The sequence below is a fragment of the Streptomyces sp. NBC_00306 genome, assembly GCF_036169555.1.
In the GTDB taxonomy this organism is placed as follows: domain Bacteria; phylum Actinomycetota; class Actinomycetes; order Streptomycetales; family Streptomycetaceae; genus Streptomyces; species Streptomyces achmelvichensis.
This window is the reverse complement of the sequence record NZ_CP108032.1, coordinates 4222159-4243922: the sequence shown is the minus strand read 5'-3', so window position 1 is coordinate 4243922 and position 21764 is coordinate 4222159. Positions and strand designations below refer to the sequence as shown.

Here is a 21764-nt window from a genome sequence, read left to right as displayed (position 1 = left end):
TGGGCCGCCAGTTCCCGTGCCGGTCCCCGCAGCGGCGAAAAGGCGTGTGATCGCCACGCCCTCCGGTCATCTCGGCCGCCCCTATAGGCTGGGAGATTCGCATCGACGAGTTGGGGGGCCATCCATGGCACTGTTCGGGAACGCGCACACCATCGACCCGGCGGCGGCGCAGCAGGACTACGCGCGGCTGCTCGGCCAGGGCGAGCAGGTGCACGCCGCGTATCTGCTGATCCGCGACACGATCCTCTTCACCGACCGCCGGCTCCTGCTCATCGACAAGCAGGGCATCACCGGCAAGAAGGTGGAGTACCACTCCGTGCCGTACCGGAGCATCACGCACTTCGCGGTGGAGACCGCCGGGACCTTCGATCTCGACGCCGAGCTCAAGATCTGGGTGTCGGGGACGCCGGCCCCGATCCAGAAGACCTTCACCAAGGGCGTCGACATCTACGAGGTGCAGGCCATCCTGACGCAGTTCGTGGCGCGCTAGCCCGCCACCGCGCGTCCCCGGCACCACGCAACCGGGCCGGCTCCGCGCTGGACGGGGACGCACGGGCGGGAGGCCGCCGTGCGCCGAGGGGGGTCGGCGCGAGAGGGTTGGGGCGTGTCCTCCTCCCTTGCACCCGCGGCCCAACAGCCCGTGCCCGCCGGGCAGATGATCGTCTGCGGTGACGACGCGCTGGCCACCCGGCTCGCCGGTGAACTGCACAGCGTGTACGGCGAGCGGGTCACCCTCGTCGTACCGCCGGCCCGGTCGTCGGCGAGCAGTCCGTCGGCCGCGGCGCCGAACCGGATCCGTGCCTCCGCGCTCTTCGGGCGGGTGAGCGCCGTGATGAACCGGCCGGGGACGGCGGACGCGACCGGATCCAGCGGCGAAATCCTGCTGCCGGTACGTGAGATGGAGGCCCCCGAGCCGACCGAGGAGGCGCTGCGGCTCGCCGGAGCGGAACAGGCCGCCGCCGTCGCCCTCGTCTACGACGACGACGAGACCAACATCAGGGCCGCGCTGGCCGCGCGCCGGCTCAACCCGCGGCTGCGGCTCGTGATCCGGCTCTACAACCGCAAGCTGGGCCAGTATCTGGAGGCGCTGCTCGACCAGGCCGCCGTGGTCGCGATGCCCGGGCTGGACGCGTCCGAGCTGGACGCTTCGACGACCGTGCTGTCCGACGCGGACACGGCGGCGCCGGCGCTGGCGGCCACCGCCGTGGCCGGTACGAGCAAGGTCGTCCAGGCCGACGGTCTGCTGCTGCGGGCCGTGGAACGGCCGCCGCACCGGCAGGGTGAGGCTCCCGATTCCGGTCTGTGCACCCTCGCGCTGCTGTCGTCCACCGTCGACGGCCCCTCCGGCACGGCGGGTTCGGACATCGGCGCGGACAGACCGCTGCTGCTGCCCGACGACGCGACCGTCGCCGCCTCGTCCCGGCGGGGCACGGTGGTGCTGGAGGCCGTGTCGCACAGCGGGCCCGCTGTGCCGCCCCGGCAGCTGGCCGGACGCGGTGCGCCGCTCGGCGAGATCTTCTCGCGGCGGCTGCGCTGGGCGCTCGCCGGGATGGGGGCGGCCGTGCTCGCGCTCGCCGTCGCCTCCTGGCTGACGACCGGCGAACACCCGCTGCGGGCCGCGTATCTGACCCTGCTCGACCTGTTCGCCATCGGTGACCCGGCCGTCGGGGAACCCACCGCCCGTCAGGTGCTCCAGCTGCTGTCCGGACTGGCCGGGCTGGCGCTGCTGCCGGTGCTGGTGGCCGGCGGGCTGGAGGCGCTCGGCGCGTTCCGCGGGGCCGCGGCGCTGCGCCGTCCTCCGCGCGGCCTGTCGGGGCATGTCGTGCTGCTCGGGCTGGGCAAGGTCGGCACCCGCGTCCTGGTCCAACTGCGGGAGCTGGGTATCCCGGTGGTGTGCGTGGAGGAGGACCCGGAAGCCCGCGGCATCCCTCTCGCGCGGCGGCTGCGCGTTCCCGTGGTGCTGGGCGATGTCACGCACGAGGGCGTCCTGGAGGCGGCGAAGATCCACCGTGCGTACGCGCTGCTGTCCCTGACCAGCGTCGACACCACCAATCTGGAGGCGACGCTGTACGCGCGGACGGTCAAGGCGGATCTGCGGGTCGCCTTGCGGCTGTACGACGACGACTTCGCCACCGCCGTCTACCGCACCCTGCGCGTGGCCCATCCGGACGCGCTGACCCGGAGCCGCAGCGTCTCCACACTCGCCGCTCCCGCGTTCGCCGGCGCGATGATGGGCCGGCAGATCCTCGGCGCGATCCCGGTCGAACGCAAGGTGCTGCTCTTCGCCGCGCTGGAGGTGGCCGGTCACCCGCAGTTCGAGGGGCGGACGGTCGCGGAGGCGTTCCGGCCGGGAGCGTGGCGGGTGATCGCCCTCGACACGGCGGAGCCGGACGACCGCCCCGACCTCGCCACCGCCCGCCGCGACATCCGCCGCGAGCACGCCGGCCGGCTGCTGTGGGACCTCCACCCCGGGTACGTCCTGCGGCCCGAGGACTGTGTGGTGGTGGCGGCCACCCGGAGAGGAATGGCCGAACTCCTGGGCCGGCAGCCCGAGTCGCGTGCCGCACGCGGAACGACCCGGACGGACGGGTGACCTGCGACGGTGCGTTAGCGTCCGGGCCGGCTGTGCGGTTCGACTGGGACCCGCACAGGTTCGTCCGCCATACTGCCTGCCGTGGAGCAGCGCATAGGTTCGATCATCCCGCCGACGGCCGCCGCCGGACTCGACCCGGCACACATCCCCGGGCTGGTGCCCCCGCGCCCCGCGGAGGGTGACGAGACGGACGCGGCCGTCCCCGAGCAGGCCACCGACGCGGAACAGGCCGACGAGGCGCCGCCGAAGGACGCCGCGCCCGAGCGCGTGACGTCCGAGGACGAGGGCTCCGGCGCGGAGGGGTCCGCGCCCGAGGATCCCGGGAAAGCGGGGCCGGTCGAGGACGACGGTCCCGTCTTCGAGGCCTCCGACCGCCGGGGCGCCATCGTCGCCGACGCGGAAGGCATCACCTTCCGGCTGGACGAGGAAGAAGCCCGCTTCGGCTGGGACGAGATCGGGGCGGTGGAGATCGGCACCCCGCGCTTCGGCCGGCGGTTCGGTGTCACCGTCTACGTGTCCAGTCAGCGCTGGTTCGAGAACGACGTCGAGGCCTCGTCCAAGGCGGAGTTGAAGCAGTGGGCGGCGGAACTCGACGCGGTGCTGGACGCCCGGTTCGAAGACTCCGACGCGTAGCAGTTGATGTGCGGGGGCCGAACGCGCAGGACCTGATGCGCAGGACCCGGCGCGCGGTTCACGTACTCCGATGCCGTCGGCCTCACACTCCGGACCCGACGTCCCGGTCACGCCCGAGCATGTCCGACCTCAGCACAGAGCCCCGGGCCGCCGGCCCGGGGCTCGTTGCCGTCCACCGCCCTGTCACACCCCCGTCGGCACGACACTGCGACCGGTCTCGTGCGCGTACAGCGTCGCCCGGTCGTGCAGGGCCGCATGGACCGCCATCCGTGCGTCGCGGCGGCGCTGGGCCGGGCCGTCGGGCAGATGCAGGACTCCGGCGTTGCCGCGGGAGCCGCGCTGGATCTCCGCGGTGCGCGGGATGCGCAGCGACTCGTAGTGCGCGAGCCGGGAGGCGACCGGTGTGCCGGAGTCGTCGGCGAGGCAGGCCGCCAGGTCCATCGCGTCCTCGATCGCCTGGTTCGCGCCCTGCGCCATGAACGGCAGCATCGGGTGCGCCGCGTCACCGAGCAGCGTGATGTGGCTGCTGGACCAGGTGCGCAGCGGAGGCCGGTCGTGCAGCGCCCACTGGTGGGTGCTCTCCACGGCCCGGACGATGTCGCCGACCAGGCCGTTCCACGTCCCGAAGGCCCGTGTCAGGTCGTCCGGGTTCCCCGGCGCCGACCAGGACTCGGCCGGTGCCTCGGTCATCGGCACGGTCGCCGCGTAGCTGATGTACTCGCCCGAGGAGACCGGGTAGCAGACGAAGTGTCCGCCCGGGCCGAGCCACAGACGTACCAGCGACTCGCGGGCCTCGGCGGGCAGACGGTCCACCGGGACGAGACCGCGGTAGATGCCGAGGCCGGCGAAGACCGGGGCGTCGCGGTGGAACGTCTCGCGGACCGTCGAGTGGATTCCGTCCGCGCCGACGACGACATCAGCCGGGCGGACGGTGCCGTCGTCGAAGGTGAGCCGTGCTCCCTCCGAAGTCTCCTGTGCGGCGCGCAGCCGACGTCCCAGGTGGAGGCTGTCGCCGTCCACCAGGGAGAGCAGGGCCTCGTGGAGATGCGCCCGGTGGATGGTCAGATAGGGCGCGCCGAACATGCGCTCGCAGTCCCCGCCGAGCGGGGTGCGGGCGATGGGGCGGCCGGTCCAGCCGCGTACCTCCATCGCCTCGATGCGTACCGCGTGCTTGCGCAGCGCGGGTTCGAGACCGAGGCGGACCAGGGGGCGGATCGCGTTCGGGGAGAGCTGGACGCCCGCCCCGACCTCGGCCAGCTGCCGGGTCTGCTCGAAGATCTCGTACGGTGTGCCGTTCGCGGACAGCGCGCCGGCGAGTGCCAGGCCCCCGATGCCCGCGCCGACCACGGTGATCCGCGGCCGTTCCACTTCGTCCACTTCCCCGAACTGCACGTCTGTGACCGCCTTCCGCGTCGCCGCACCTGTCGGCGGAGCGGCTGTCGCACCGGCCCCGCCCCACGAGAATGTGCGGCCGCCACCCCGGCGGCAACGCGGGTCACGCCCTCCCCTGACAACTGTCGCCGGTTCCATGACGTCCGTCACCGGCTCCCCTCCGCGCCCTCCTGGAAGCCCGCGGCCCGGTCCTAACGTCCTGAGTGCGCCCCGGAGTTCTGTCCACGGGCGACCCACTACGCCGGGAGGAAAGACAGTGAAGGAACCGGAGGGACCGCGGTGACCGCGGTGGCCGTGGAGGGCCTGCGTAAGCGCTACGGAGACCACGAGGCCGTACGCGGTGTGGACTTCACCGTCTCGGAGGGCGAGATCTTCGCCCTGCTGGGTCCGAACGGCGCGGGCAAGACCACCACACTGGAGATACTCGAGGGCTTCCGTGAACGCGACGGCGGCCGGGTCGAGGTGCTCGGGCGCGACCCGGGGAAGAAGGCGGACGGCAAGTGGCTGCGCGGCCGGATCGGTCTCGTGCTCCAGGACATCGCCGTCGAGCCGTATCTGTCGGTACGGGAGACCATCGCGCGCAACGCCGGCTACTACCCGGCGCCGCGCGGCGTGGACGAGGTGATCGACCTCGTCGGTCTTCAGGAGAAGCGCGGCGCGAAGGTGAAGGACCTCTCAGGAGGGCAGAAGCGGCGTCTGGACCTGGCGTTGGGCGTCATCGGTGACCCGCAGCTGCTGTTCCTGGACGAGCCCACCACCGGTTTCGACCCGGGCGCCCGCCGCGGTGCCTGGGACGTGGTGCGCAATCTCCGGGACGCCGGCACCACGATCGTGCTGACCACCCACTACATGGACGAGGCCCAGGCGCTCGCCGACTCGGTCGTCGTCATCGCCGGCGGTGAGATCGTCGCCACCGGCACACCGGAGACCCTCGGCGGCCGGGACAGCGCGCTGGCCCGCATCAGCTTCGCGCTGCCGCGCGGCGCCGTGGCGTCCGACATCCCGCTCACCGTCACGGCGGTGGAGGACGGTCTGGTGACGGCGGAGGCCGAGGAGCCGACCGCGGCCCTGCACAAGCTCACCGACTGGGCGCTGCGCCGTGGCACTCCGCTGGAGCGCCTCAGCGTGGTGCAGCCGACGCTGGAGGACGTCTACCTGGACCTCACGCGTGATTACGCGGACCTCACAGACAAGGAAGCACCCTCGCCGTCCTCGGGCCGAGGGCCGCGCCGACCGAGGCGGAGCCGCTCATGACCACCCTGACCCCGACCACGGCCACGCGCGCCGACCGTCCCGCGGTCCGCGGCGGACATGGCCAACTGTCCCTGCTCGTCCACCAGATCCGCTTCGAGCAGCTGTCGTTCTGGCGCAACCCGCAGTCGATGGTCTTCACCTTCGTCCTGCCGATCGTCATCATCGGGATCTTCGGTGCCGTCTTCAGCGGCGGCAGCGGCGAGACCTTCTTCTTCGGCCTCACGGGCATGCAGTACTACACGCCCACGATCGCCGCGGTGTCGGTGCTCGGCGCCTGTTACGGCCAGCTGGCGATCGTGCTGGCGATGCGCCGCCAGCAGGGCATCCTCAAGCGGCTGCACGCCACCCCGCTGCCCGCCTGGATCTACTTCGCCGGGCTGCTGGTCCACTGTGTGGTGGTCAGCGTCGTCGACGTCGCCCTGGTCATGGGCATCGGCTCGCTGTACGGGGTGACGCTGCCCTCCGCCTGGGGGCCCGTCGTGCTGACGCTGGTGCTGGGTGCGGCGAGCTTCTGCGCCCTGGGGGTGGGCGTCGCCTCGCTCATCAGGAACTCGGAGGCGGCCCCGGCCGTCGTGCAGTTCATCCAGTTCCCGCTGGTCTTCATCTCCGGCAGCTACTTTCCGATCCACGCCGACGTGTTGAACACGATCGCGGGTCTGCTGCCGGTGAAGCCGTTCAACGACGCCATGCTGGCGCCGTTCGCCAACGACGCCGGCTACCAGTGGAAGGAACTCGCCGTCCTGGCGGCCTGGGGTGTCATCGGCGCCCTGATCGCCGTGCGCCGCTTCCGCTGGGACCCGCGGCCGGAGTGAGGAATCCGCGCGACACCGCACCGCTCACGACAAGGGGGGCCTCCCGGGGAGGCCCCCCTCGGTGCGTCGGCGCCCAGTGCTCGCGAGCCCGCGGAAGCCGCGCGGAAAGGGACGTAGGCGGAAAGGGACGTGGGCGAGGAAAGGGACGTGGGCGGCAAGGGACGTGGGCGGCAAGGGACGTGGGCGGCAAGGGACGTGGGCGAGGAAAGGCCCGTGGGCGCACGAGAAGGCCCGGCCGGAGGGGGATCCGGCCGGGCCCTGTCGTCCCGCGGGGGGTCAGGCGGTCCGCGTCAGCTCCCCGGGGCCGTGCGCACCCTCGGGGAGGGGGAAGACATGCGCGAGCCAGGCGTAGGTGCGCAGTTCGTCCAGCAGGCTCAGGCCGAGCCGGTTGTGGAGCATGTGGGCGTGTGAGAAGAGGATCATGCCCGGGTGGGTCGATGACTTCTCCTCGATCAGCTCCTTCAGGGACACCAGCGCCGTGTGCCAGCCGGCGAAGGGGCCGTGGCCCGCCGGGTAGGCGTCCTTGGCGGAGCCGTCCCGGTCGATGGTGGTGATCCGGTCGAGCAGGTCGTCCGGGTAGCCGGCCTCGGTCGCCCAGGCGCGCCACGCGCCCAGGCCGTGCGCGTAGTAGTACGAGCGCTCCGCCGGATCGCCGAGGGCGCCTGCCGCGGCCATCGTGCCGCGCAGGGCGAGCATCGCGCGGTGTCCGTCGGTGGAGATGCGGGGGACGAATCCGAGGACGAGCTCACTGGCGAGCCGGAAGAGCCGCTCGGTGGCGGGCATCAGGGCCGCGCCGCCGTAGCGCTCGGTCTCCGGCTCGTAGACGGCCCGGTGGACGCCCGGCTCCCGCAGCTCCCGCACGAAACGGTTGTCGCCCGTCTCGCCCGCCGCGGCCAGCCGGCCCGCGCCGAGCCGGTAGGCGTCCGCGTCCAGCGGCTCCTCGCCGTCGGTGAGCCGGCCGGCTACGGCCAGCCGCTCGGTGAGGGCCTGCTCGACCCGGTCGTACGTCCGGGGGTCGAGGTCGCCGATCCGCAGCCGGACGTGCGGTCCGGACTGCCAGTACCGCATGAAGAACCAGGGTCTGTCCGGGGCCAGTTCGCGCACCACCGGGCCCACGACCTCGGTCAGTACCCGGTCGTGGGCCGATCGTGCCGTGGTGGCGAGGTGCAGGTGCCACGCGTTCCAGTCCGTGGTCCCGCCGGGCGGGGTGGTGTGCCCGGTCGTGTCCCGCTGCGTCATGTGTCGCTCCTTCGCGCTCCGAGCCGTCAGACTCTGAGGTCGAGCAGCGCGCCACCGGTGTCCTGAGGGACCCCCACGACCGCCGACAGGACGATCGCCTCGTCCTCGTCGAGGCCGATGACGCGTTGCGTGGGTATCTCCTTGAACGCCCTGACGGGGCGTGCGAACAGGCCCGACGCGGCCGCGGACAGACACAGTCCGTGGACCGCCCAGCCGCAGGCGTGCTGGGCGGCGCCCCAGCCGGCGGAGCCGAGCCGGGCGAACAGCTCCCGGGGCCGGATCGAGAAGAAGACGGTCATCGGGGCGTGCCGGATGCGGCAGCCGTTGACGGGGGAGACCCCGTATCCGTAGTTCTCCTCCAGCACTCCGGGCGCCGAGGTGTCGGCGCGCACCAGGCGGGCCGTGCCGTCCTCGATGCGGTGGACGCCGTCGTCGTACCCGTCGATGCCCTGCACGACGGCGGTGACCTTCACCGCGTCGAAGGCGGCGGCGAGTTCGGGGCCCGGCGGCGGGACGGCCAGCCAGCTCATGGCGGTGTGCAGGGCCTCGGCGGGCAGCCGGGCGGGCCGGCCGCTCATGCCGTGCAGTCCGCGCGGCATCCGTCCCGAGTGGCGGCTCCACAGCAGCTCGGCCCAGGTCGGCGTCCGTCCGGAGGACGGTAGGCCCGCGGGCACGGCGGTGGTCATCGGCACGGGTGAACCGCCGTACGTCTGGCTCCGGTTGACACGCACCAGGTCGGCGAACGCGGGGTCGCCCGCGCCGATGCCACCGGGTACGAGGTCCGGGCCGCCGGCCGTCCGGGGAGTGGTGACTACGGGATCGCCGGGCGTACGGGCCACGGGGGCCGCCGGGGCCGAGTCGCCGAGGTCGAGCACGAAGGGCAGCGACCACTCCCAGGCACGTTCCGGCCCGAGTTCGCCGATCAGCGCATGCGCGTCGGCGTCGGGCAGCCGCAGCCTGGCGGGCACCCCGAAGAGCTCCAGCCCGATGCCCAGCGCCCGTAGCACGATGCCCAGTTCGATGGCGACCAGCGAGCCGCGGAACCACTGGTAGGCCGCCGGGATCGCCGTATAGCGGCCGGTCAGCGCGATCCGCCGGATCTCCCCGGGGTCCGGCGCCCCGGTCAGGGCGTGCAGATCCGGTTCCAGCAGCCGCCACGGGTCGCCGCCGCCCCCGTCCACGAAGGCGTGCACCGGGAACAGGCAGCGGGGCGAGGCGTAGGTCCGGTGGTCGTTGTACGGGTTCTCCGGCTCACGCCGCTGTGGGCCGAAGGCGGTGACCAGGGCCCGGCCGGGCCGTTCGGCGTCCGGCACCGCGAGGGCGGGCGGCCCGCACGGGACCGGACGGGTGGAGGGGACCCGGGGGAACGGCATCCGCTCCAGGAGCCCGGCGGTGCCGAGCGGCAGGGTGGTGCGGGCGCCCGCACCCGTCGGGGGCGCGGGCGCGACGTGGGTGTCCGGCGGCGGGGTGGCGTCCCAGGTCCAGCACGGCGGCTCGGGCCGGTCGTCGCCGGCGCCGTACGCGTACCAGAGCGGTTCGCGCGCGATGCTGTTGTCCCCTTCGGGGCCGGGCAGATCGACGGGCGAGCGCCGCACCGGCGCGGCTTCTCCCGCCACCGGACCCTGCGCTGCCGAAGCGGCCTCGGCGACCGGGGCCGTCACGGGAACGGGTGGGGGTCGTAGGGAATCGCCCGGTGCTCCTGGCCGGTGCCGCGCAGGGCGGCCTCCAGCCGGGGCAGCCCCGCGAGGCGCTGCTGGGCATGGCCGAAGCACATCGGCAGAATGCCCGGCACGACGGCACGCGCGACCGAGATACCGGCGTCGGCGTGCTCGCGGCTGGTCTGGTCGACGAGGACGATCCTGTCGAGACCGGCGTCCGCGAACAGGCTCCGGACGAACTCCAGCGCTCCGCGGACATCGCCGCCGGACGCCTCCGCCAGACGCCGAGGCCAGTCGGGGAAAGCCTCGTCCAGCGTGACCCGGGTGCCGCCGAGGGCCGCCGTGGCACGGGCGGCCGTCTCGGGCAGCGAGGAGAACCGGACGTGGTCCTCCAACTCCTGGACCAGCCATGGGTCATCGACCATCGGTTCCACCTGCTCGCGGGTCCAGTCCACCGGGTTGGTGACGAGCTGGGCCACCTCGCGCAGGGCTCCCCGGATCGCGGACTGCGGGTCGGCGCCGGACCCGGCGGACGAGAACGTCGCGGGGAAGGGGTTCAGCCGGTTCACCGCGAGCACCCAGACCACGGGCAGCGCGATGTCCTGGGTGGCGACCAGCAGATGCACGTCGAATCCGCGCGCCCTGATCAGTTCGATCATTCCGCGGCTGGTCTGGTCGGTGATCGACGCCTCCGGGATGTACGGCAGGGGCGCCGCCCGGTACCAGGAGGTGAGGAACGCGTCGCGCTCCGCCAGCTCGAACAGCGAGTGCAGCGCGGCCTCTTCGAGCCCGGCGCCGACGGCGCAGCCGCTGGAGGACTCGTAGAAGTAGTGCTTGCGCTCCGTCGGACCGACCTCGCGCGCGGCCCGCCGGTCCCGGCGGAACGCGTACTCGTACTGGTAGAAGGCGTGGTCGGCGGGAACGAGCAGGGCTCTGCCGTCCGCCAGGTCGTGACCCCACACCCAGTCCATCGGCGTGTGTTCGTCCGACGGCGTCACCCGCGAGGTGGGGTGCGCGAGCTGCTCCGCCGTGTACTGACCGAGCGTTGCGGGGTCCACGGCGTGATCGGCGATCTCCGTGTACGCACGACCCGTGAGAACCGGAATGTCGTACGGGAAACCACCGAGGCGTTCGTACCCCTCCAGGACGGCGACGGGCTCGGTCTCGGCGAAGGTCTGCGCGCGGCCGTGGCCCATGGCCGGGGCGTCGGGCACCACCGCCATGCTCATCGCGAACGGGGCGTGGGACTCGCGCAGGATCGCGCGGACCGGCCCGTAGCGGTCGTCGACGAGCCGGTCGCGCAGCAGCCCGCGCTCCACGAGCCGGCTGTGCGCCGAGCGGGTGGGGTCGCCGGACGAGGCGGGCCGGGCGCGCAGCGCGAGCGGCAACGGCACGGCCGTGCCGTCCAGTTCGGCCTCCGTCGGGCCGCACACCGGGCAGTGGAAACTGCGGGCGATGCGGTGCCGGCGCAGACCGCGCGGCGAGACGGCGTACAGCTCGCCGGGCCCCAGCGGCCGCTGTGCCAGATGCTCCAGGGTCGCCCGGAGCAGTTCGGGCAGCAGCGGCGCGCTCGGGGACGGGGCCGCGGTGGCATGGGTGAGGTCCCCCACGAGGGGGTGTTCGAGAATGGTGCGGTCACGCACCTCGGCACAGCCCGCGCATCCGGCATCGCTGCCGGGCATCCACAGCGGGCCGACGAGCACCTCGTCCCCGTGCACCCGGACGGAGAGATGGGAGCGGCCCCGGTCGGCGGCCGCGTCGAGGCGTTCGCGCTCGAACGCGAGGTCCCAGCCGCGGTTCACGGCGACCGCGCCGTCGGTGGCCTCGGCGAGGGCGGCGAACGCGGTGTGCCATGCCTCGTCGTCGTACGGGGGTGAGAGCCCGGGGCCGTACGCCGGTGCGCCGGCCCGGCCCGCGGGGAGGTCAGTTCGCATCCTGGGGCTCCTGCGTGTCCTGGGTCTCCGGTGTAGATGCTGCTGCGTCCACCGGCCCGTACCAGAGGGGGAGTTCGCCGAGCACGGCATCGGTCCGCACGGCCCGGCCGCGGTGGACGAGGCCCGATTCCCCGGTCTGGGCGATGAGTTGCTTGCGCAGGGCGCCGAGGACGTCGGCACCGGCGAACAGCAGCGCGTCGGTGGACACGTCCGCGACCCGCTCCTCGCCGTCGCCGGCCGTCTGAAGGCGGGCGAGTGCCGTGCACAGCGCGGTACGGGTGGCCTCCTGCGCGCTCGCGCCCCAGCCGAGGCCGAGCGTGTCCCCCGCCCCGGCCACGCGGGCGAGCCGCCAGTCGAGGCCGGGGACGTGCAGAAGCTCCAGGGTGGGCGCGGCGGGCAGCAGCGGGCGCACCGCGGCGAGGATCCGGGCGGCCTCCGGGTCGAGGTCGTCCGGCGTGACGTCCGCCAGGGGCGCGGCCGACGGCGTGAGCCCGCGCAGGGCTCCGTCCAGCAGCCAGTGCTCCTCGGTGAGACCGGCGGCGGGCGTGCCGCCCTCGGGCGACCTGGCGCGCAGGGCCTGGAGGGCGGCGGCGATCGTCGCCGTCTCCTGGTGCCCGGCCCAGCCGACGACGGTGGCGGTCCGGTCCGCGCGCGGCTCGGCCGGGCGCAGGGCGAGCGGCATCTGCGGCAGGTCCTCGCCGGCTCCGGAGGCGAACAGCCCGGTCCAGCGGCGGGTGAGGGCGCCGGCGGCGGCCAGCGCGTCCTCGGGTTCGGGCATCTTCTCCGCGGGGGCGTCCTCGAGGGAGCTCGGCCGGCCGGGCGCGGCCGCCATGTGAGCTCCCTCGACGGTGACCCGGTCCGCGACCAGGGCCGTCCCGTGCACGACATGGGCCTCACCCATGTCCGCCGTGCCCGTCAGGGCGTCGAAGACGAGTTGTCCGGCGAGCGCGCCGGCGAGGGCGTCGGCGACCGGGCGGGCCGCCGGCTCGGTGTTCTCCGCGGCCGCCCAGCCCAGTGCGCGGTCCCGGAAGGCCTGCCAGGTGCGGCCGCCGTCCGGGCCCGTCACGGCCGGCCCGACGAGAGCGACGCGCTCGCCGAGCAGCACGGGGATCACCGGGACGCCGTCGGGGACACCGTCCGGGACCGCGGCGGTGACGCCCGCACCGCAGACCACGACGGCGTCCACGGGCTTGGGCGAACCGCCGTACGCGGCCGGGGAGTCGGCGACCGTCACCTGCCCGACCCCGGCCCGGCGCAGGCCGCGCGCCGCGGGTCCGGTCGCCGTGGCCGGCCCGGTCAGCAGCACGGTCGCGGCACGCAGCCGGGCGAACGCGGCATACGGATCGTCGAGCAGGGTCTCCAGCCGGGCGATCGCCTCGGGGTTACGGGAGCGCACCTCGGCGTCCGGCGGGGGAACGGTGAACGCGGCCGGGTCCAGCAGCATGCGGTTGGACCGCAGCCGGTCCACGAGATGGCGGACGGCGGGCCGGGCGCGCTCGGTGCCGATCGCGGTGACGAGCTCGTCCTCGGTGGCGCCCTGCTCCAGGAGGGGCACACACCCCTCGGCCACGGCGAACAGCAGCTCCGAGCCCCGCAGTACGAACTGCCCGTGCGTACCGCTGAAGTACACCCCGCCGGGCACCGGCGCGAAGTGCAGGTCCGGGCGTGCGACGAGCCTCATGACCGCTCCCCCGCGTCGTAGGTGAAGCTGCCGCCGGGCTCGCGGCCGACCTCGACCACCCACTCGGTGGCGTGGGTGCCGTCCACGACGGCCGGCAGCGCCTCCTCCAGATAGCTCCCGCCGGTGTCCGCGCCGCGGCGGTCCAGCATCCGCGGCAGCACCCGGGCGCTCAGGGCGCTGGTGAGGTCCACGTACTGCGGCTTCTGCTGGAGCCGCTTGGACTGGACGTCGGGCGCGCCCACCGAGAGGGGGCCCTCGTCCTCGGGGGTGGTCTTGATGACGACCTCCTCGGGGACACCGTGCCGGGCCCGCCAGGCGTTCAGCGCGAGCAGCCGGTCGAGTTCGTCCGGGCCGGCGGCGACGGCGGTGGCCAGCTCCTCGCCGCCGTACCAGCGCCGCCGACCGATCAGGACCTCGCCGACCGCCATCCGGGGTGCCGTTCTGGTGGTGCCGCGGTCCCAGGGGGTGGCGGCGTGCCAGCTGTTGGGCAGGGCGTTGAAGAGACGGCCGCTGATGACCAGGCCGGAGGCGACGGACAGCGGCGGCGGGAAGAGGCCGGGGTGGCCGGTGCCCAGCGGCAGGACCCGCAGGGGTCTGCCGTCCGCGTCCTCGACCCTGAGGGTGTCGGTGTCCGGGTCGTGGGCGAGGCGCAGTCCGAACCAGTCCTCGGGCCGGAGCCCGCCGGGGAGGATCGGCGTGTGCGCGTTGACGTTGAGCCGGTGCAGGCCGAGGTCCTCGGTGACGCGGTGGCCGTCGGAGCCGTAGGCGCGCTGGAGGTGGTCGGCGAGTAGCGGCAGGGCGCGGCCGCCGAGCCGCCGGTCGGCCTCCAGGAAGCGGGCGTAGAGCATGCCGTGGCCCGGCAGTCCGTCGTTGAGGATCAGCTGCTCGCCGGCCTGCTGCAGCAGGACGCCGTAGATGAGGCGGTCCTGGCGGAACCGGTCGGGCAGGGCCGCCGTGAGCTCCCGGACGTCCTCGGCCGTCAGCCGGAGGGTGTCCTCACCGGCGTCGACGGTCTTCGACAGCCGGGCGTGGACGGCCTCGGTCAGCTCGCGGCGCAGCAGGTACATGCGCTCCAGGGAGCCGTCGGCCGGGCCGATGCCGTCGAGGGCGGCGACGTCGCCGGTGCCGTCGGGGCCGTAGGCGGCGGCCATCGCGGCGGCGCGGCGGGAGACCTCGCCGACGACGAACGGCGCGTTGGAGGCGAGCGGCACATTGGCCCCGGCGCCGAACCGCTCGACGAACGCGGCGGTCATCAGGACGCGTACGTCGTGCAGCCAGTCGAAGACGGTGAGGAGTTCGACGGCCGGTCCGAGGTCGGCCAGGGGGCGGTGCCACCGCTCGGTCGCCACTGTCAGCGGCGGCATGACGTAGTCCTCCTCGACCGTGATCTGGGCGGGCCGCCCGGCGAGGTGGCTCAGCTTGCCGAGACTGCCGCGCAACTCGTCGAGCACGGCGCCGCGTTCGGACGCCGGAGCGGCGGCCAGTGCGGGCAGACCCGCCCGGACGGCGGCGGTCAGGTCACCGGCGCGCGGATCGTCCGGCGTCAGCAGGTCGTCGTAGTCGGCGGAGCCGTCCTCGGCCTCGTGGAAGCTGCACAGCACGCCCTGCCCGAGGGCGTGGCGTACGCGCCGCTCGGCGTCGTCGGCGGAGCAGCCCGCGCGTTCGGCGACGTGCGCCACGACGGACGGGTAGGGCCGCGGTCCCATGGACACCGCGTCGAGCAGATCGCCGACGGGCCCGTCCAGGGGTACCGCGAGGCGGCGCATGCCCGTCTCGCCGAGCTTGAGGAAGAAGAGCTTGCCGGCCGCCTCGTCGGGGGCCGACGTGGGCGGCAACCCGATCCACAGCTCGCTGAGTTCCGCGTCGCCGGGGTCGGGCAGCCCGCCGAGGACATAGCCGAGCATGACGCGGTCCAGGCCGGGGAAGGCGGTCGCCCCCTCGAACGGCACGTCGCCCGGGTCGACGCCGTCCGGGTCCGGCTCGGCGATGCCGACGGCCGTGAACCGGGACAGCGGGCTGGTGCGCACCATGGCCCGGGTGACGTACTGGATGAGTCCGCGCTCGGACTTGCGGGTACGGGCGGTGATCTTGCCGGGGCCGAGGACGGCGGCGCGGTAGCGCACGGCCTCCTGGTGGACCTCGGGTGCGATCAGCGCCAGTGAGCGCAGCAGGTCGTCGTCGCCCAACAGAGCGGCCAGGCCCTCGCGTTCACGGTCGGCCGCCGCCGCGTAGCCGGCGGATATCTCGGCGCGCAGCCGCTCCCTGCCGTCCCGTGTCTCGAGCCACCGGGTCACTGCGGGGGTGGCGGGGTCCGGCGCCTTCTTCGGGGCGCGGCCGTTGTGGATCGAGCGGCGCAGCGCGATGAGGTCGCGGCGCTCGGTGTCGTCGGTGGCGGCGGCGATGCGGTGGTAGAGCTCCTCGGAGCACTCCGCGGCGGCTGCCGTCAGCGCCTTCTCGACGGCGGCGAGTTCATCGAGGAGACGGCGCTGGGCCGGATCGCTCAGCCGGTTGCGGCGCAGCGGATTGACGCGCAGGAACCACAGGGGTTCGCGGGCGGATGCGGTCGTGGTCATCGCGGGGCTCCCGTGGTGTCGGCTGTCGTGGCGGCGGTCATCCGGTCCCGCTGGGCGTTCAGCCGGTCCTGCCAGGACACGCCGAGGACCTCGTCGACCGTTTCGGCGATCGCGAAGCACATGTAGTAGCGCTGCATGGGAGAGACGGTGAGCAGCGGCAGTTGCTCGTAGAAGAGGTTCGTCAGCAGCCGGAAGGCGGCGAACCACCGTGAGGGGCTGGCCACCACCCCCGACGCTCCGACGGCCCGGTGGAAGTCGGTGTCGGGCTGGTCGCCCTGCGGCACGGTGCGGGTCGCTCCGGGCGGACCCATCTCGCTGCGGTCGACGCCGTCGGTGACGGAGTCGAGCAGGTCGAGCGTGAGGGTGCCGGAGGCGACCGCGCTCTCGAGGGTTCCGGAGCTGTAGGCGAAGGCGGTGCGCCACTCGGCCGCGGCCGGCGACACCTCGCCGCTCAGGCGCTGTTCGACCACGGCGCGCAGCCGGGGTGCGTCCCGGGTGAGCCGCTCCTGGAACAGCGGCCTGACGTCCTTGGTCGGGGCGGCCCACGCGAGGAACGCCTCCACGTGCGAGCGCGGCGAGAACACTCCGTGCGCGGGGCCGAGGAGATGGGTGTCGGCGAGTGCGGCGAACGCCTCGGCCAGGCGGACGGTCGCGGTGGCCGGCTCCGCCGTGATCCCCTCGATCGTGCGCAGCAGCGGCTTGGTGAGGGCGCCGAGGACCACGGTGCGGAAGCGGTCGAGCCGCGGTTCGCGGGAGGCGGTGTCGGCGGGTCCGAGATGGACGACGACGCCGTGCTCACGCAGCGGAAGGTAGGGGGGCTGGACGGCTTCGAGGCGGCCGAACTCCCGTGCCTGCTGGAGGTATGCCTCCTCGGTGAGGGCTCGGGGCGGGTCGAGCGGTCCCGCGTCGAGCGCGGCCGCCGTCGCGTCCCAGTCGGCGCCGCCGGGCATGCCGGGGACGTTCAGGGCGAGGATGTCGACGTGCGGACCGTGCAGCCAGCCGCGGCGCAGCTGGACGGCGGGTGCTCCCTGCTCGCTCAGGGCGCGGGCGACCGGCACGATGCGCTGGGTCAGCCACGCCGGTGTCACCGGCATCCGGGTGTGGAGCCGTACTCCCGTCAGGCCGGCGGAGTCCGGCTTCACGGCAGTGCGCTCCGGCGCTTCAATCCCCATGCTTTCGCACCTTCCGAGAAATCGAAAACAAACGTCTGACAGGAATCTTCTGGCGATTCGTCCGGCCCGAGAAGTGAATGCGAAGGGGCCGCTTACATACGTCACGGTTTCCGTGACACCGGTACGCGGCCCGGCACCATGGCAGCCGATTGCGGCCTCTCGACGGTTGGCCGAAACCCGTCAGAATGAACGGAATGGCGTTGTACTCTCGCGCAATGACTACGGAGCCGGAGTGTCAGACACTCACGCAGAATCTGCGCCGCCGCGGAGCGATCGTTCTGGCGGTGTTCGCCCTTGTTTGGGCATTCGCCGGCGGGTCGGGGATAGAGGCGGCGGCGGTGTCGGTCACCGTCGGAGTGGTGGCCGCCGCGCTGAGCGTCGCGGGGGTGGTGCTGGCCTTCCGCGGGGCCGCGGGGCCGGCGGTCCGCAGTGTGCGTCTGCCCCAGAAGTGGAACCGCGGTGTGGGCATCGTCAACACGGCCGAGGTGGTGGCCGTCTTCGCGGTGATCGCCGCGTCGAACGCCACCGGCCGGCCGGAGCTGATCCCGCCGGGCATCTGCCTCGTGGTGGGGCTGCATTTCTTCCCGCTCGCGCGCCTCTTCGACCAGTGGCAGTACACCTGGACCGCCGTCGCGCTGAGCGTCGTCGCGGTGGTGGGGTTCGTGGCGATCGCGGCCGGCACGACCGGTGAGACAGCCCGCGTCGTGGTCGGCCTGGGGGCCGCGGTGGTGCTGTGGCTCTCGTCGTTCCATGTCGCCGTGCGGGGCTGAACCGCCGGGATACGGAATCCGGCTGGCGACCGCGGGCCGCGCCGGACCCGGGTACGGGAGCTGAGGAAGAGCACCCGTCCGGACACAAGGATGTACCCATCCAACCGGCCGGCTGGATGGGCGCATCCTTTGGTGCAACTTCCGATCAGCAACCCGAGCAGGTCGACGACGAGGACGAGGTCCCGATCGAGCCCGTCGAAGCGCCCATCTCGGGAAGTGCGACGCCTTGCGCGACTTCGAGGGTTTCGAGTTCTTCGACGTCGAAGCTCTCGAATGCCGCCGCCACGTCTTCCCCGTACTGCCAGTCGTTCCTGCTCATTCCAGGTTCCTTCCGGTGATCCGCGGAGCGGGTTCTCAGCAGGCGGAGCAGGTGGAGGACGAGGACGACGAGGTGCCGATCGAACCGCTGGAGGCGCCCATCTCCGGGAGAGCCACACCCTGCTCGACCTCAAGGGTCTCCAGCTCGTCCGCGTCGAAGCCCTCGAACGCCTTGGCCGCGTCGTCGCCGTTCTTGATGTCGTTGATGCTCATTTTGAATTCCCTTCCGGATTCTTTAGCCGCCGTGTTCGGCTGCTGAATTAATCATGCGCTCGCCGCCCATCCGTGGCTAGTGTTCCCGGCTCCGTCCTGACATTTATCACGGTGGATATAACGGCTGTCATGCCGAATCGGCCGCCCGCCGAATACAAGTGCGCCGCTTTTCCTCCCCGTGCGGGGAGGAAAAGCGGCGCTTTGACGCAGGTCGGGACCGGGGCGGGCCTTCTCCATCGCCTACGTGTCCGCCGGGAGCGACCACTCCGGGCTGTTGAGCAGCCGCCAGCCCTCCTCCGGCTCGCCGGCCACCGAGTCGCCGGGACTGCGGCTGCCGAGCAGGAAGTCGCCCACGGAGGACTCCCGCAGATAGTCCAGGCCGAGCACCCGCGCCGACATGTCGGCGTCCCCGTTGCCGAGCCCGCACGGCGCCAGGCCGAGCGCCGTCGCCACCAGATACATCGTCTGGTAGAGCACGCCGGTGTGCCGCAGCGTCGTCGCGTAGGCGATGGCGCGGTACTTCCACGACATGCGCTGGAAGCGTGCCGTCACGGTGACGAGCACGTCGGGACGCGCCTCCATACCGGTGGCGCGCGACGCCACATGGAACAGCGACTCGCGGTCCACGGCATCGCCGTTGACGAGGACGAGCCGGTGGGCGACGGGGTCGTAGTAGTAGATGCCGGCCGCAAGGCCCGCGCAGCGCCGCACCGTCACATACAGCTCCAGCTCGTAGCCCTGTCCGCCGCTGGGGTAGGGACGGGAGACGACCTCGTCGCGGTCGCTGCCGTCGCCGGGCCTGAAGTGGGCGCGGACCCGGGCGACGCGGTAGAGGAACTCGCCGAGCTCCGCGGCCGTCAGCTCCCGCTCACCGTAGGAACGGATGGAGCGGCGCGTCTCCAGCGCGGTGGTGAGCAGCGGGTCGCGGCTCTCGATCTCCTCCAGCGTCGGCCGGTACAGCTCGGTCACCGGGCCGTCCGGGACGGGCTTCACCGCCGGCTGCGGCTCGATCTCCCCCCGGTAGGGGTAGACGGCGCCGAACAGCTCGTCGTAGCGCCCGGAGCGGATACGGGAGTGGAACAGCAGGTCGTGGAAGTCCCACTGGCGCAGCGTCGGGTCGCTGTCGGAGACGAACGCGCCGCCGGCGTCCGCCGGTTCGACGAAGCCGGCGCCCGCCAGATGGCCGAGCACGTCCAGCACCTCGTCACCGCCCAGCGCGACTCGCTGCGCGAGACCTGCCACGGTGGCCGGGGCCCCGAGCTCGGCCACCAGGTCGCGCGCGGCGCCGTCCACCAGGACGGCGCGGTACTTCACCAGAGGTGACTCCAGCACCAGCGCGCCGCCGCGGGAGCGGCAGAACGCGAACCGGGAGAGCCGCACGGTCGTGTCGGGCCCGAGCGTCGCGACCCGGTACTCACCGTCGCGGGCGACCGCTTCCAGACGGACGAGTTCACGCCGCTTCGGGCCCTCGTCCCGGCTGAGGACGCTGTGCGCCAGAAGATGGCCCGCCCGGTCCAGGAACCGCTGCACCTGGACCTGTTCGGCGGGCAGCAGCCCCTCGAAGAGGTCGTCCAGCGGCGCGGGACCCTCGGTGAGCCGGACCAGGGCGGTACGGATGCCGCCGCCCACCGGGCGCAGTGTGAACGAGGTGACCGGGCTGGTCAGCGTCGCCGACTCGCCGTCGAACGCGACCCGTACGTCCTCGCGGAAAACCGGCGCGATACGGGGCGGTGGAGCTTTCTCTGTCGTCATACGGAACTCCGGGGTGCGCAGGGAACAGACGTCGGAAAACACTCTGATGGCGCCCGGGAGTTGTGGTGCCGGCCGTCGGAGAACCGGTGACAGAGACCATGTCCGGCCATGACAACCGTCACGCGGAAAGGCCCGTTCCGCTGAGGTGATCGAGGTCATGAATGACGTGACAGATGACAGCAGCGGAACCCTTTCGCTCGGACATTCACCGGTACCGCCGCATGCTCGTAGCACGAATTCACCTCGCCACTAAGGAAATCTCGTGCTCACTCGTCGTCATGCAATACGACTCGGTCTCACCACGGGTGCCGTCGGCGCGGTCGGCGCGGCCGGCGGGGTGTTCCGGACCCTCACCACCCCCAGCGGCACCGCGAAGGGGGCAACGGCGGCCGGCGCCCCGGCCGTTACCCCCTTCGCGGTGCCGCTCCCCCTGCCCAAGGTCCTGAAGCCCTATCTGCGGACGGGGACCGCCGACTTCTACGCGGTCACCATGAGCCGCACCAGCCACGAGATCCTGCCCGGCCGGCGTACGGACGTGCTCACCTACAACGGCTCGTTCCCCGGCCCCACCATCCGCGCCCGTTCCGGGCGCACGGCGGTGGTCAAGCAGATCAACGCGCTGGAGATGCCGACCTCGGTGCATCTGCACGGCGGCAACAACCCGGTCGCGCACGACGGCGGCATGATGGACACGATCGCCCCCGGGCGCAGCAGGACGTACGTCTACGCCAACAAGCAGCCCGGCGCGACCCTGTGGACCCACGACCACGCCCACCACATGGAGTCCGAGCACGTCTACCGCGGGCTGTCCGGCCTCTATCTCCTCGGTGACGCGGCCGAGGACCGCCTGGGGCTGCCGTCCGGTGCGTACGAGGTGCCGCTGATCCTGCGGGACGCGCAGTTCGACGACGCGGGCGCGATGGTCTACACGATGGACGACGCGTTCAACCGCACCACGATCATGGTGAACGGCCGGCCCTGGCCGTACCTGAAGGTCCAGGGACGCAAGTACCGCTTCCGGATGCTCAACTCATCCAACCTGCGCATCTTCATCCTGCGGTTGTCCGACGGCAGCCAGATGACCCAGATCGGCTCCGACGGCGGACTGCTGCCGGCCCCCGCACCCGCCCCGGTCCTCGTCCTGTCCCCCGGTGAACGCGCCGACTTCGTCATCGACTTCGCGCAGTACGCCCCCGGCACCCAGCTGGTCCTGGAGAACCTGATCGGCCCCGGCCCGGTCGAGCAGGTCGGCAAGGTGATGCGCTTCGACGTGGGCGAGAAGGTGGCCGACCCCAGCCGCGTCCCCGACGTCCTCACCACCCTGCCCGCCCTGGCGAAGCCGACCGTGGAGCGCACCTTCGAGCTCCAGATGGACGAGCCGGAGACCGGCGGCCACCAGGCGTACATCAACGGCAAGACGTTCGACGCGAAACGCATCGACACCGAGATCCGGTGGGGCACCACGGAACTGTGGACCGTCACCAACAAGAGCGCGACCATTCCGCACAACTTCCATACGCATCTGGTGCAGTTCCGCATTCTCGAACGCGACGGACAGCCGGTCTATCCCGCCGAGGCCGGATGGAAGGACACCGTGCTGCTCTTCCCAGGCCAGACGGTGAAACTCCAGCTCACCTTCGATTCGCACCGCGGGGTCTTTCCCTATCACTGCCACATGATCGACCACAGCGCCATGGGAATGATGGCGCACATGAAGATCACGTGACCGGCCCGCATGCACGGGCCCGTCCGAAATCCCTCATCCGACCT

17 protein-coding genes are annotated in these 21764 nt (G+C 72.7%); 7 read left to right on the top strand and 10 right to left on the bottom strand.

All coding sequences use genetic code 11. The features are described 5' to 3' along the window. Positions 1 to 124 precede the first annotated feature (124 nt). From OHA05_RS18915 to OHA05_RS18905, 3 genes are all read left to right on the top strand, one after another. Positions 125 to 490: a PH domain-containing protein gene (locus OHA05_RS18915; RefSeq protein ID WP_313945166.1), complete on the top strand. Its 366-nt coding sequence runs from the start codon at positions 125 to 127 to the stop codon at positions 488 to 490. Positions 491 to 655: 165 nt separating this feature from the next. Further along, positions 656 to 2593 carry an NAD-binding protein gene (locus tag OHA05_RS18910; protein WP_328863421.1) on the top strand — a complete coding sequence of 646 codons (1938 nt, stop codon included), beginning with the start codon at positions 656 to 658 and terminating at the stop codon, positions 2591 to 2593. A gap of 81 nt (positions 2594 to 2674) precedes the next feature. Next, on the top strand, positions 2675 to 3226 hold the full coding sequence (locus OHA05_RS18905; RefSeq protein WP_328861227.1) for a hypothetical protein: 552 nt from the start codon (positions 2675 to 2677) through the stop codon (positions 3224 to 3226). Between the two features lie 183 nt (positions 3227 to 3409). Here OHA05_RS18905 and OHA05_RS18900 read toward each other — a convergent pair whose 3' ends face one another. Beyond that, a complete protein-coding gene (locus tag OHA05_RS18900) occupies positions 3410 to 4618 on the bottom strand; it encodes an FAD-dependent monooxygenase (RefSeq protein ID WP_328861226.1) in 1209 nt (402 codons plus the stop codon). A gap of 279 nt (positions 4619 to 4897) precedes the next feature. Between OHA05_RS18900 and OHA05_RS18895 the strand changes: the two genes are divergently transcribed. Further along, positions 4898 to 5872 carry an ABC transporter ATP-binding protein gene (locus OHA05_RS18895; RefSeq protein WP_313945169.1) on the top strand — a complete coding sequence of 325 codons (975 nt, stop codon included), beginning with the start codon at positions 4898 to 4900 and terminating at the stop codon, positions 5870 to 5872. Then, positions 5869 to 6684 (top strand): ABC transporter permease, encoded by an 816-nt coding sequence (locus OHA05_RS18890; RefSeq protein ID WP_328861225.1) that lies wholly within the window; start codon positions 5869 to 5871, stop codon positions 6682 to 6684. Before OHA05_RS18895 ends, OHA05_RS18890 begins: the two co-directional genes overlap by 4 nt. 276 nt (positions 6685 to 6960) lie before the next feature. Here the strand turns inward: OHA05_RS18890 and OHA05_RS18885 are convergent, their stop codons facing one another. Genes OHA05_RS18885 through OHA05_RS18860 form a run of 6 tightly spaced genes read right to left on the bottom strand, consistent with a single transcriptional unit; the run spans position 6961 to position 16941 of the window. Then, complete coding sequence (locus OHA05_RS18885; RefSeq protein ID WP_328861224.1) at positions 6961 to 7923, bottom strand: thiopeptide-type bacteriocin biosynthesis protein; 963 nt, start codon at positions 7921 to 7923, stop codon at positions 6961 to 6963. Positions 7924 to 7949: 26 nt separating this feature from the next. Next, entirely contained in the window at positions 7950 to 9584 is a 1635-nt protein-coding gene (locus OHA05_RS18880; protein WP_328861223.1) for a nitroreductase family protein, read from the bottom strand. Beyond that, the gene (locus tag OHA05_RS18875) at positions 9581 to 11515 is read right to left on the bottom strand and encodes a TOMM precursor leader peptide-binding protein (RefSeq protein ID WP_328861222.1); all 1935 of its coding nucleotides are present in this window, start codon (positions 11513 to 11515) and stop codon (positions 9581 to 9583) included. The genes OHA05_RS18880 and OHA05_RS18875 overlap by 4 nt, the downstream gene beginning before the upstream one ends. After that, on the bottom strand, positions 11505 to 13196 hold the full coding sequence (locus OHA05_RS18870) for a hypothetical protein (RefSeq protein WP_328861221.1): 1692 nt from the start codon (positions 13194 to 13196) through the stop codon (positions 11505 to 11507). Before OHA05_RS18870 ends, OHA05_RS18875 begins: the two co-directional genes overlap by 11 nt. After that, complete coding sequence (locus OHA05_RS18865) at positions 13193 to 15769, bottom strand: hypothetical protein (RefSeq protein ID WP_328861220.1); 2577 nt, start codon at positions 15767 to 15769, stop codon at positions 13193 to 13195. The genes OHA05_RS18870 and OHA05_RS18865 overlap by 4 nt, the downstream gene beginning before the upstream one ends. After that, a complete protein-coding gene (locus tag OHA05_RS18860) occupies positions 15766 to 16941 on the bottom strand; it encodes a hypothetical protein (RefSeq protein ID WP_313945176.1) in 1176 nt (391 codons plus the stop codon). The genes OHA05_RS18865 and OHA05_RS18860 overlap by 4 nt, the downstream gene beginning before the upstream one ends. 215 nt (positions 16942 to 17156) lie before the next feature. Here OHA05_RS18860 and OHA05_RS18855 point away from each other — a divergent pair, with 215 nt between their 5' ends. Next, positions 17157 to 17711, top strand: a complete 555-nt coding sequence (locus tag OHA05_RS18855; protein WP_328861219.1) for a hypothetical protein — start codon at positions 17157 to 17159, stop codon at positions 17709 to 17711. A gap of 145 nt (positions 17712 to 17856) precedes the next feature. On the opposite strand, the gene OHA05_RS18850 is transcribed toward OHA05_RS18855, so the two are convergent. The 3 genes from OHA05_RS18850 to OHA05_RS18840 form a co-directional block, all read right to left on the bottom strand. After that, a complete protein-coding gene (locus tag OHA05_RS18850; RefSeq protein ID WP_313945178.1) occupies positions 17857 to 18030 on the bottom strand; it encodes a thiazolylpeptide-type bacteriocin in 174 nt (57 codons plus the stop codon). A 35-nt stretch (positions 18031 to 18065) separates the two neighbouring features. Beyond that, positions 18066 to 18242, bottom strand: a complete 177-nt coding sequence (locus OHA05_RS18845) for a thiazolylpeptide-type bacteriocin (RefSeq protein WP_313945179.1) — start codon at positions 18240 to 18242, stop codon at positions 18066 to 18068. A gap of 240 nt (positions 18243 to 18482) precedes the next feature. After that, a complete protein-coding gene (locus tag OHA05_RS18840; protein ID WP_328861218.1) occupies positions 18483 to 19994 on the bottom strand; it encodes a SagB/ThcOx family dehydrogenase in 1512 nt (503 codons plus the stop codon). A gap of 262 nt (positions 19995 to 20256) precedes the next feature. Here OHA05_RS18840 and OHA05_RS18835 point away from each other — a divergent pair, with 262 nt between their 5' ends. After that, the gene (locus OHA05_RS18835; RefSeq protein ID WP_328861217.1) at positions 20257 to 21720 is read left to right on the top strand and encodes a multicopper oxidase family protein; all 1464 of its coding nucleotides are present in this window, start codon (positions 20257 to 20259) and stop codon (positions 21718 to 21720) included. Positions 21721 to 21764: the final 44 nt, after the last annotated feature.